Here is an 11,446-nt window from a genome sequence, read left to right on the forward strand (position 1 = left end):
TGTAAGTGCTGTATTAGGAGTATTTTTTGTGGAAGTTGTGTAAGTCCTATTAAAATCTGTTACCGATAAAATACAAAAGTGCCATTCGTACTGCCACACCGCTAGTTACCTGAGATTGAATTAAACTAAATTCAGGATCATCCATTAAATCAGAACTAATTTCTACACCACGATTAACAGGTCCTGGATGTAAAACTTTAACGTCAGGTTGACAAAGTTTTAATTTAGGGCGAGTAATACCAAATAATTGATGATATTCTCTTAAACTAGGTAATAAATTGGCTGTCATGCGTTCTTTTTGTAAACGTAAAGTCATGACAAAATCAGCATTTTCTAAAGCTGGTTCTAGCTGCCAATGGGTAAATAAACGATGAGAATTTTCGTTGACACCCAAATATTCAGCAAAGAATTTAGGTAATAATGTGGGGGGTGCTGCTAAATGCACTTCTGCCCCACTAGCAATTAAACTCCAAATATTAGAACGGGCGACACGGGAATGTAAAATATCTCCAACAATAGCAATTTTCTTACCTTTTAATAATTCAATTCTTGGTTGTGCAGGATCAATTAAATTACAAATAGTAAATAAATCAAGTAATCCCTGAGATGGATGTTCGTGTTGTCCATCACCAGCATTAAGAACGCTAACTTTTACACCTAAACGATCCATTTCTTGGGCTATACTCAGCGGTACTCCGGCATCTTTATGGCGGATTACCATGATATCAGTTCCCATTGCCAAATAGGTTTTTGCTGTATCTAAAATAGTTTCTCCCTTAGTCATGGAAGATGTGGAAGCAGCAAAATTGAGAGTATCTGCACTTAACCGTTTAGCTGCTATTTCAAAACTACTGCGGGTGCGGGTAGAGGGTTCAAAAAATAAATTTGCTACCACCTGTCCCTGTAATGTGGGGACTTTCTTTGTCCGTCGTGATAGTACCTCTTGAAATGAAGCCGCAGTTTGTAAAACGGCGTTATATTCGGCCGTTGTAAAGTCCGCAAGTGTGAGAATATGATGACGATTCCAGGTAGTTGTAGGCATTTAGATTTGAGATTTTGGATTTTGGATTTTGGATTTTGGATTTGAGATTTTGGGTTATTAGATAATTGGTAATAATGAAAATAATATATATAATTACCAATTACCAATTACCCATTACCCATTACCAATTACCAATCCTTTAAGATTGTAAATGAAATATATTTAAAGCCATAGAAACCATACTGAGAAAGGTTAAAAAACCGATGGTATCTAACATGGTTGTGACTAACGGACCACTCATTAAAGCCGGATCTAATTTGCACCGCTTTAAGGCCATGGGTAACAAAGTTCCCAGAGTAACAGCCACCATTGTATTAGTGGCCATGACTACCCCTGCAATTAAAGCTACCCATTTTTCTTGAGGTTTAGCCCAAATCAGCGAAAGAGCAATCATTGTTATTCCTAATGCTAGGGCTGTTCCTAAACCGGCTAAGAGTTCTTTACGGAGGATTTTCCAGGTATCTTCAGGTGTAACGTCTCCTACGCCTAAACTACGAATAGTTACGGTAAGTGCTTGTATACCGACAGTGCCGCCAGTATTAGAAAATATGGGCATAATCACGGCCAGGACTGGTACAGCAGCAATCACAGATTGAAAAGGAGCGATCGCACTGGCCGCGCCAATGTATAATCCCATAATCCCCAATAACCAAGGCAACCGTTTACGAATGGTAATGTGTGGGGGAGATAAGGCTTCTTCGTCACCACTGACCCCTGCCAATTTTTGGATATCTTCTGTAGCTTCTTCTTCTAAAATATCTACTACATCATCAATCGTAATAATACCGACTAATCTATCTTCCCTATCAACCACAGGCATGGCGATTAAGTCGTAACGCTGCATAATCCGGGCGACTTCTTCCTGGGGTGTTTCTGTTCTTACTTTGACAACGTGAGGGCTGGCAATATCTTTAATTAAAACATCGGGAAAGGTAAATAATAGCTGACGCAAAGAAACTACACTCACTAATTTGCGGTTATCATCAGTTACATAGGCGTAGTAAATTGTTTCCTTGTCTTCGTCTTGCAAGCGGATTTTACTGAGGGCTTCACCCACAGTTAACCCTCGCCGCAAGCGGACATATTCCGTGGTCATTACCCGCCCCGCTGTCCCTTCTGGATAGCCGAGAATCGTTGACGTGGCTTGTCTTTGTTCTGGGCTGAGTTGTTGTAATAGTCGTTTAACTACTCCCGCTGGTAGTTCATCAAATAATTCCGCCCGTTCGTCGGGACTCATTTCTTCCACCAGGTGGACTACCTGGGCATCGTGAAGAGAGTTGATTAGTTCTTCCTGTACTTCTGTGGGTAAATATTCAAAGACATCTATGGCTTGGTCTTTGTTGAGTAGCCGAAAAGCGATCGCCCTTTGTTTTTCTGGCAATTGGCTGATATAATCTCCCACATCTACAGGTTGTAGACAATTCAAATCACATTTAAGCTGATTTAAGTCAGCAATATCTAAGGAACTACGAATTTCCTGGGTCAGCATAATAGACATCTCCTAAAGTCTCCCCCGCGCTGGGAGACTGCCTCGCCAGCTTAGAGGAGGGTACTACTGCCATCTGTTGGACTTTTGTCCATAACCTCTCGTGAAATTTAATATAAACACTGAAATCAAATAGCACTGCTAATTGATGGGTTTAGCCTGGAATTTGATTTCCCGATAGACGCTGTTTAACATTTTAAGGGTAAGTTGTCACTTGTACAAGTGGTGGGAAATTATTGTTCAGTGGGATAGGTAAATATCAAAATGATGCTGGTCGTGATGTAACTCCACCTAATTCTTATGGTGTAAACGTTGGTTATCGGCTAGGTTTTTAAATAGACACTGCTGTTTACTGTTGAAGTAGAGACGTTCCATGGAACGTCTCTACAAGGGTTTTAAACGACTCACATTTAATTTTCGGAGACATCTAATATACTCCTGAAAATTTTGCATCACTGATTCCCTATCCTTATTACAGCGGGGAACATTAAGTATATTGAGGAATACGCTAGTATCAATCAAGCAGATACTACTCATAGCTGTACTCCTGCAAACGAGACAGCCAGGCCAGGGCTTGCTGTTTTCTGTCTTCCGGTGTGTGCGGTGACTTAACAAACCTATCCACTACCCCAGTAGTTACCAGTTGTCCCAATGGTCCTTGTAATATTAGACTAGAGTAATCTTCCATATCTCTAAGCCTAACAAGGCGGCTATTCCCTTTATTCCCTTCTTCTGGATCTCGGAAACAAAAGACTACATCACCTAAAGCAACATCAGGTAAGGCATCCATTAAAGCTGGGTTATGGGTAGAAAGCAATACTCGTAATTTACGCCTCTCGGCAATATCTCGAATGCTGGCCAGTAGATGTTTAGCACGGTTGGGATGAACACCGTTGTCAATTTCTTCAATTACTACTAAACTACCTTCAGTAGCCGATAGCATAGCAGCAGCGATCGCTAACACTCGTAATGTACCATCTGATAATAATGCTGCTTCATAATAGCGACGGTTATCGCCAAAAGTTTCTGCTAGTTGCACCATAACCTCATCCCTGGGTCCAATCAGGAAATCTAGCCCATCTATAGCCTGTTCTGGTAAACTCTGGATGAAATTGAGAATGGTCTGTTGATTTTCAGGTTGGTTTTGCCATAAACGATATAAAACGCTAGAAAGATTTTTACCATCTTCTTGTAATCGCTGATCTGATTTGAAACTGTACTCGCGCATTTTGGCGGGAATAGGATCTAAAAACAGAATATTCTGTAAGACTCGTTGATATTCGCGGACAGTCTCAGGAATTATTTTTTGGGATTTTTCATATTTGACATCAAAACGCCCAGGGCTATCTAATTGCATAAATATAGCCATTTGATCACTGCAAGTTATTTTTGGCTTGTTTTGACCCATTGTAAAGTTGTTATAGGCCACACCAACATCTGTATTTATTCCCTGGGAAGGTTGATCTAATTCATATAAAACTGTATTTTTTGAGTTAGTAATACACTCACTACTGATGTGTAGTTCTCCATCACGCACGCTCAGAGTTATATTTAATTCATTCCATTCAGGTATATCTAATCGGCAACCGATGGTAAAACTTGAATGCCCATGATAGCATAAATCATTGACTCTACCACGCACCACTGCCTCGGCACTATTCACAGCATATTGAATACTAGAGAGTTTTTGCCCTTGTGCCAGCCATGACAGCAAGCGCAAACCTTCCAAAGCGTTACTTTTACCTGCGGCGTTTGCACCTATTAAAACAGTCAAAGACCCCAAAGGTAAGTGGCCTGTTTTGTAACTTTTAAAATTGGCGAGGGTAAATTCGATTAGCATGGGAATTATCTGACGGTAATTTTAATTTATTTCTTATTATTTCTTTAAAAACTTTTGTCGCATCTTAATTACAAAAGTATTCACCTCTGGAATATTCATTCTCGAAGCAATGAGAGAAAATACACCAATTCCCACGAAAGCAGATATAGATAATTCTATTAATAAAGTAATTAAATTTGGTTTACCCAAAACTTGACGAGAAACCATTAAAGCTCCAAAACTGGCTAGACCCGATATAATACTACCACCAGTTAAACCCAAAATAGGAATACACCATTCCCGCCAAGGTAAACCATTAAGTTTGCGGTTTAGCAAAAATAACAACATCAACATGGAACTACAATTAACGCCAACTGTAGCCAAAACTAAACCCGGTGCGCCAAAAGGTTCAACTAATAAGAAATCCAATATAGCATTGAGAAAAATATTAAATGTACTAATTTTAAAGGGTGTTTGTCCATCACCTAAAGCATAAAATACTCTGACTAAAACATCACGCCCTAGATAGACAAACATCCCAATTCCATAGGCAATTAATAGAGAAGATACTAACTGAGTTGCTTCTTGTTTAAATGCTCCCCGTTGATAAACTATCTGGACAATTGGTTCAGATAAAGATATCATTAAAGCCCCTAAAGGTAACATTGTCACAGCAGTTAGTAAAAGTCCTTGACGAATGCGTAATTTTAGTTCTGGCCAATTGTCCGGGTGAGAAAGTTTAGCAAATGTTGGTAATAAGGGCAGTAAAATAATATTAGAAATAATCCCCAAAGGAGTTTGCACTAAAAGATTAGCATAGGTAAAACCTGCTGCTGCACCGGCAATAGGACTGGCAAAATAAAGGTCAGTGGCGACATTTATGGGCATCATTCCTGATGATATGGTGGCTGGAGTCATGATTTTAATTACTTCTTGAACACCAGGAGATTTAAAATCAAATCTTAGCCTTAATGTCCCTAATCCTAACCGCCATTGGACAATTAATTGCACTAACCACTGAATAATTCCTCCTGCTAAAGTCCCCCAGGCTAATACCATGCCACCGATTAAAGCATATTCGGGATTAATAATTTGTTTACCATATTCCAGAACTAAAATACCGATACCGATAATAACAGCTAGACTGGATAATAAAGGACTAATTGATAATAACCAATATTGATTAGCTGCATTTAAAGTCCCAAAACCAATCCCAATTAAGCCCGCGAATAAGGACAATGGGGACATAATTTGGATTTGACGAATTGCGATCGCTCTTGTAGTCGCTTCTAAGCCATGACCAACTAAATCAATAATTAACTCAGCGCAGAAGATTTGAGCAATTGTTACTACTAGCAACAACCCACCGACAATAGTTGTTACTGTTTCTACTATAGGTGCTGCTTCTTCTTCTTTATGTTTAGATAAAACACTGACAATGGCACTATGTAAAGGTCCATTGACACCACCAAGTAAGATTAAAAGAAAACCGGGGATAATATAGGCATAACTATAAGCCGTAGCTGCTGCACCTACACCAAAAGCCGCAGCGATTATTTGTTGTCTAATTAAACCAAATACTTTACTAATTAATGTTGCTGCGGCAACAATACCAGCAATTCCAACGAAAGAACGGGCAGTTTTTTTTTCTTGTTGTGTCACAAAATATTAGTTGTCAGTGGTCAGTTGTCAGTTGTCAGTTGTTAAGCTGTTACGCAGCTAAATTTGATAACCACAATTTACTTGAACTTTGTGGTGCGGGCATCTTGCCCGCTATAATTATACAAACTAAATGCAGTACAGCTTAGTGGTCAGTTGTCAGTTGTCAATTGTTCAACGACAACCTAAACTGTCGCGGGTAGAAATACCAGTTACAGAATTAACACCATTTGCTCTTTTACACAGCAGCGATACTTGATAACGGTCAATGATTGCATTTGTAAAATCAGCGCCAGTGATATCAGCATCATAAAAGCGGGTGCGGGTCAAAGTTGCTTCTGTAAAAATGGCATTTCTTAGATTAGCACCATCTAAGGTAACACGATCAACTAAAGCGCCAGTTAAATTTGCATCTTCTAAATTAGCCTTTAATAAAACGCCTTTGGTAAAAATGGCGTTAGTTAAATTTGCACCTTGGAAATTTGTTCCCCGCATTTCGGCTGCGACAAAAGTTCCACCGACAAAATCAGTATAGGAAAAGTCACGATTATTTAAGTTAGCATTACTGTAGTTAATGGTATTAACTTGAGCCAATGTTACTTGCGGAAGCATAATACACAATCCCGCCAAAATAGAAATTAAAGTTAAATATCTTAACAAAATTTTGCTCATAAACTTGCTAAGTAGGTTGGCGTTAAAAATTGTCGTTATAGTAAGGGAAAGTTCCCCCTTTCCCCTTACCAGTTCCCTGTCCCCTGTTCCCTGTTCCCTGTAACAAAGTTCCTTATTTCCAATCTTTACCAATGCGAATTGTCAGGTCAGATTCTAGATCACCGTTGCCTGAAACTTCAACTTGTCCTAAACCTAAAACCTGTTGCAAATCAACTCCTGGTTGTCGGTTGCCTTTTTGAACAATAATCTGAGTTTGATTCTGGGTATCTGGCCAGTCTGGAACTGGGTAAACATTAGTAAAACCTTTCTGTTTAAGATAGGTAATTACTTTTTCCGTTAGCTGAGGTTGATTAGTAGTATTTTGAACAGCAACTCTTTGAGCAGAAATAGGTCTGGTATCCGACGTAATACCAGCGACATTTACACCAGTAAAATCATTTAACAAGCTTTGTTGACCAGTCATATTTAACCAATAGCTATTAGCATCTTGACTGAACTTACTAAAAGTACCGGGTAACATTGCCATTTGGAAACTATCCCGTTCTACATTCACGGAAAAATTGGCCAATGCCATCATTTCCTCCGTTTTCAGGTTAGTATCAAAATACTTTCGCATAATACGAGTTAATTGGGGCAACCTGGGTAAAACAGTGGGACTGTTGAGCTTTTGCATTAAAGCAGTGATTAGTGCTTGTTGTCGCTGAATTCTAGGTAAATCTCCCATACCTAATTCACGAAAGCGGGCAAACTGTTCTGCTTGTTCACCATTAAGATTTTGCCAACCGCTGACTAAATTTATTGACAAGTCACCTGAGTGATCTTGATAATTCATAGTTTGGGGGACAAATACATCTACTCCACCCAACTGGTCAACTAATTGGCGGAAACCATTAGTAGAAATGCGGATATATCTATCTATGGGAGCATTGTTTAAACTGCGACTAACTACCCGTGCGGCTAAAACTGGACCACCTTTGGCATTAGCTTCAGATACTTGAGTTAAGCCCTGTTCCGGGATAGCTATCATTGTCCCCCTGGGAATTGACAGAACGCGAATAGATTTATCACTGGGATTTAGCCGCACCAACATCATGGTATCGCTTTTACCAGCAAAATTTTCCGGTGAACCGTCTACAGTTCCGGCCACTGGTTCAATACCCATAATTAAAATATTCATGGGTCTTGATAGTTTATACTGAGAAAGCTGAGTCCATAAACCTGCGGGTATTTTGACTTGATCTTGTTTATAAGAACCAAATTCATCATCTTTCCCTTGGTCTAGATTACTCCATAGAGGAGTCCATAGTGCCAAACTGGATGCTAATAAACCAGATACAGTTATGCCAAGAACAAAAGTTAGTACCCACAATAACCAGCGGGGAACTGATAAACCTAATCGCTCATAGAGTTCGTTGGGAATAGCACCCACTGATTCCACGACGTTACGAGAAGAGTAAACTGATTCTGGTGGTTTTACCAGGGGGGTTGACACTGGTATTTGTTGAATGATTGTCTGACTTTCTGACTTTTGAACTGGTGGCTGTTTTACCTCCTGTTCTGGTGCTGTTACCTGTTGAGGTATGACCTGATTTTCTAACCATTGAATTTGTTTAATCACAATTTTCTCCCCACTCAACCACTCCTTAAAGGTATGTTAATACAAGCTACAAATATTGCGACTGCAAAAGTTGACAGTGCAAATTTTGGATTTTAGAAAAGCATGAGCTAGATTTTGTTGGGTTTTGCTGTCCTCACATTTTTAATTTGTGATAATTACAACATACTTAACTAACCGAAATTATCAGTCAAGATCATCCAAAATTCAAAATTAAATGGATGTAAACTTGTATTGTTCTGCATTGGGTATGCTTTCCAGTATGAATAATTTATTTTTTCCTGTGATTTTAGCAGGTGGTAAAGGTGAACGTTTTTGGCCTCTGAGCCGACTGGACAGACCTAAACAATTTTTAAGTCTCGATGGTAGCTCTAAGAGCTTACTACAAGCAACCGCTGATCGACTGTTACCATTGGCTAACGGTTGGCAAAACTTGTGGGTAATTACCTCCAGCGCCATTGCCCAAGGAGTCAGAGAACAACTTCCTGATTTACCAGAATCAAATTTACTCATTGAATCCGTAGGACGAGACACTGCCGCTGCCGTTGCTTGGGCTAGTTTAGAAATTAACAAGCGTTACGGAGAAAACGCGATGATTGGTTTTTTCCCGGCTGACCACTGGATTGCTGACCCAGAGGTATTTTTAGCTACTATATCCGCTGCTACCGAGTTAGCAAGAAGTACCCCGGCAATAGTGACTTTGGGGATCAAACCTAATTTTCCATCAACTGGCTATGGTTATATTGAGCAGGGTGAAAAATTTTGTAGCTTTAATAACTTGCCAGCTTATCATGTTCGCCGTTTTACTGAAAAGCCCGACCGGGAAACGGCTGCAACTTTTTTATCTACGGGACGGTTTAGCTGGAATAGTGGTATGTTCGTTTTTCAAGCCAGTGTTGTTTTAGCAGAATTACGCACCCATGCACCAGAAATTATCCAACCTTTAGAACAATATGGCCCTGATATTTATCCCCAGTTACCTAAAAAAAGTATAGATTACGCGTTGATGGAAAAAACTAGTTTAGCTTATGTTTTACCGGCGGCATTTGGTTGGGATGATTTGGGTGATTGGAATGCTATTGAACGTTTACTCAAACAAGAGGATAATCCTAATGTAGAACTTGCTACCCATGTTTGCTTAGATACTCAAGGAGCAATTATTTATGCCTCCAATCCTGATGATGTAATTGTTACTATCGGTTTAGAAGATGTTGTCATTGTCCGCGATCGCAATGTTACCCTAGTAGTGAAAAAAGATCGTACCCAGGAAATTAAGCAGATCCTAAAAACTCTGCAAAACGATGGCCGATTTACGGACTTATTATAGGATTTAAAATCTTGGTAGATAGCTCAAACTGTTATTGCTCATTATAACTTATAGATTGTATTCTGTGAAATAACAGATTTGAGTTGATTTTTTGGTATTGCATAATGGCAGTATCAATTAAAATCATATTTAAGTAAAAAAAATCAGCTACTCAAGGGATTAAATAGGAAAATTTAACAAGAATCGGCTAAAAACTAGGACAAAATACCAGAAAATGATGAATAGAGACTAAAGTCATTCAGACATAAAGTATTAACTGTAGAATATGTTACTATTCAGAAAAAACCCATTCACACAATTCTAGTTCAGTTATTTGTTAGTTACAGGATGACTCATTGACAGTAGCGATGAAGAGTCCCAGTATTTAAAAGCTCTGAGAGTGTCAATTGTCAGTAAGTTACATAATTAGACCAAGTAGCTGCAAAAGGAAAAAGCATAAGAGGTTGAATGACTGAATCTTTAAGAGGAAATTTTCCATTGACAAAGAAAGCTGTGATCGAACCTAAAACTGACACAGAAACTACAAGCAAAAATTTAGCTCTAACTATTGCTGAAGCTGGTTATGAGCGCAAGGCAGGAGAAATTATATTGCTAAACCTGGCAAATATTTCTTACCTGTCTGATTATTTTGTGATCATGACAGGTTATTCTAAGGTACAGGTGAGAGCGATCGCTGACGCAGTAGAAGGACAAGTGGAAATTGAGTGGCAACGACGACCCCGCACCACAGAAGGAAAAGCGGAAGGAACATGGATACTACAAGATTATGGTGATGTCATCGTCCATATTATGATGCCAAGGGAACGGGAGTTTTATAATTTAGAAGCGTTCTGGGGACACGCGGAACGTATTTTCATGCCAAACTCCGATGATGTTGGGGGTTAACCTATATGATGCGCTCCTCCCTGGAGAATTGTCCAGTACCTACAGAACAACAACCACTCAATGAATATGAGGAATTAAAGAACGCCTGGCTATTTCGAGATAGTACCTTAAGCTGGAGCAACTACACCAAAAAAATCTTTTGGATTTGGGCTTGGTCTTGGTTGATAGCAGGACCTGTGGCAGCGGCCAGCTTTCCTCCCCAAAAGCAGATTTTTAATTTTCTGCTTTGTGGATCTGGCGCTGCTAGTGTCACTGTAGTGCTAGTCTTGATCAGGTTGTATTTAGGTTGGTTCTATGTACGCGATCGCCTCGACAGTCCTACGGTATTCTATGAAGAATCTGGTTGGTACGACGGACAAACTTGGACAAAACCCCAAGCAGTCATTACCCGCGATCGCTTAATTGTCACCTACGAAATTAAACCCATTTTCCAGCGCTTGCAAATTACCTTTGCCGCATTGGCTCTCATGTATCTTGTAGGTACTATAGTTTGGCATTTCCTGTAAATAGTTATTGGTCGTTAGTTATTATTTATTAGTTATTAGTAAAACAACTGACCACCGACAACTGACAACCGACCACTGACCACTGACAATTCACAAAGTAGATATAAACCCGTCAACCACCCCTCACTTCCCTTCGGGTAAGTGAGGGCTTGTAAAAGCCTAGTTGGACTCAGTTCTTAACCGAACTACGTTAGAGGTAAGAGTTAAAGACCTACCAGAGGATGCGTAGCTAGTTCCCTGCTCTAGAACTTAAAAGTTAAACAGGACTAAGGGTTAAACCAGTGCTTTTAAGATAGTTACCGACCTCTAACATTGTCAAAGCTAACATTACCCGCAAGGCTTGCCTTGAGCGCAGTCGAAAGGAGGGACTTCATGTCCAAAGTATTTGTTTTAGATACCAACTTCACGCCATTAAACCCAATTCATTCAGCACAA

The 11,446-nt window shown here is 39.6% G+C and carries 9 protein-coding genes; 3 read left to right on the forward strand and 6 right to left on the reverse strand.

Features of this window, described 5'->3' with window-relative positions:
- Window positions 1-49: 49 nt before the first annotated feature.
- From ACIR131C_RS0108070 to ACIR131C_RS0108095, 6 genes are all read right to left on the reverse strand, one after another.
- Window positions 50-1,042, reverse strand: coding sequence for an aspartate carbamoyltransferase catalytic subunit (locus tag ACIR131C_RS0108070; RefSeq protein WP_028082659.1), 993 nt, complete (start codon window positions 1,040-1,042; stop codon window positions 50-52).
- Between the two features lie 139 nt (window positions 1,043-1,181).
- Complete coding sequence (gene mgtE, locus ACIR131C_RS0108075; RefSeq protein ID WP_028082660.1) at window positions 1,182-2,531, reverse strand: magnesium transporter; 1,350 nt, start codon at window positions 2,529-2,531, stop codon at window positions 1,182-1,184.
- A gap of 526 nt (window positions 2,532-3,057) precedes the next feature.
- Entirely contained in the window at window positions 3,058-4,368 is a 1,311-nt protein-coding gene (locus tag ACIR131C_RS0108080) for an AAA family ATPase (RefSeq protein ID WP_028089781.1), read from the reverse strand.
- Window positions 4,369-4,404: 36 nt separating this feature from the next.
- Complete coding sequence (gene murJ / locus ACIR131C_RS0108085; protein WP_028089782.1) at window positions 4,405-6,009, reverse strand: murein biosynthesis integral membrane protein MurJ; 1,605 nt, start codon at window positions 6,007-6,009, stop codon at window positions 4,405-4,407.
- A gap of 171 nt (window positions 6,010-6,180) precedes the next feature.
- On the reverse strand, window positions 6,181-6,678 hold the full coding sequence (locus tag ACIR131C_RS0108090) for a pentapeptide repeat-containing protein (RefSeq protein ID WP_028089783.1): 498 nt from the start codon (window positions 6,676-6,678) through the stop codon (window positions 6,181-6,183).
- A gap of 112 nt (window positions 6,679-6,790) precedes the next feature.
- Window positions 6,791-8,296 (reverse strand): LCP family protein, encoded by a 1,506-nt coding sequence (locus tag ACIR131C_RS0108095; protein ID WP_028089784.1) that lies wholly within the window; start codon window positions 8,294-8,296, stop codon window positions 6,791-6,793.
- Window positions 8,297-8,555: 259 nt separating this feature from the next.
- On the opposite strand from ACIR131C_RS0108095, the gene ACIR131C_RS0108100 reads away from it, so the two are divergent.
- The 3 genes from ACIR131C_RS0108100 to ACIR131C_RS0108110 all read left to right on the forward strand — a co-directional run bounded on the left by ACIR131C_RS0108100 (window position 8,556) and on the right by ACIR131C_RS0108110 (window position 11,011).
- Window positions 8,556-9,620, forward strand: a complete 1,065-nt coding sequence (locus ACIR131C_RS0108100; protein ID WP_028089785.1) for a mannose-1-phosphate guanylyltransferase — start codon at window positions 8,556-8,558, stop codon at window positions 9,618-9,620.
- 447 nt (window positions 9,621-10,067) lie between these two features.
- A complete protein-coding gene (gene rsfS / locus ACIR131C_RS0108105) occupies window positions 10,068-10,505 on the forward strand; it encodes a ribosome silencing factor (RefSeq protein ID WP_028089786.1) in 438 nt (145 codons plus the stop codon).
- Between the two features lie 5 nt (window positions 10,506-10,510).
- Window positions 10,511-11,011, forward strand: coding sequence for a CGLD27 family protein (locus ACIR131C_RS0108110; RefSeq protein ID WP_028089787.1), 501 nt, complete (start codon window positions 10,511-10,513; stop codon window positions 11,009-11,011).
- Window positions 11,012-11,446 lie beyond the last annotated feature (435 nt).

Origin of the sequence: Dolichospermum circinale AWQC131C, from assembly GCF_000426905.1 — a bacterium.
In the GTDB taxonomy this organism is placed as follows: Bacteria; Cyanobacteriota; Cyanobacteriia; order Cyanobacteriales; family Nostocaceae; genus Dolichospermum; species Dolichospermum circinale.

Bases quoted from the DNA above. Each gene is read 5' to 3' on its own strand.
- ACIR131C_RS0108070 (WP_028082659.1), bottom strand. From the start codon at position 1,042: ATGCCTACAACTACCTGGAATCGTCATCATATTCTCACACTTGCGGAC.
- mgtE (WP_028082660.1), bottom strand. From the start codon at position 2,531: ATGCTGACCCAGGAAATTCGTAGTTCCTTAGATATTGCTGACTTAAAT.
- ACIR131C_RS0108080 (WP_028089781.1), bottom strand. From the start codon at position 4,368: ATGCTAATCGAATTTACCCTCGCCAATTTTAAAAGTTACAAAACAGGC.
- ACIR131C_RS0108090 (WP_028089783.1), bottom strand. From the start codon at position 6,678: ATGAGCAAAATTTTGTTAAGATATTTAACTTTAATTTCTATTTTGGCG.
- ACIR131C_RS0108100 (WP_028089785.1), top strand. From the start codon at position 8,556: ATGAATAATTTATTTTTTCCTGTGATTTTAGCAGGTGGTAAAGGTGAA.
- rsfS (WP_028089786.1), top strand. From the start codon at position 10,068: ATGACTGAATCTTTAAGAGGAAATTTTCCATTGACAAAGAAAGCTGTG.
- ACIR131C_RS0108110 (WP_028089787.1), top strand. From the start codon at position 10,511: ATGATGCGCTCCTCCCTGGAGAATTGTCCAGTACCTACAGAACAACAA.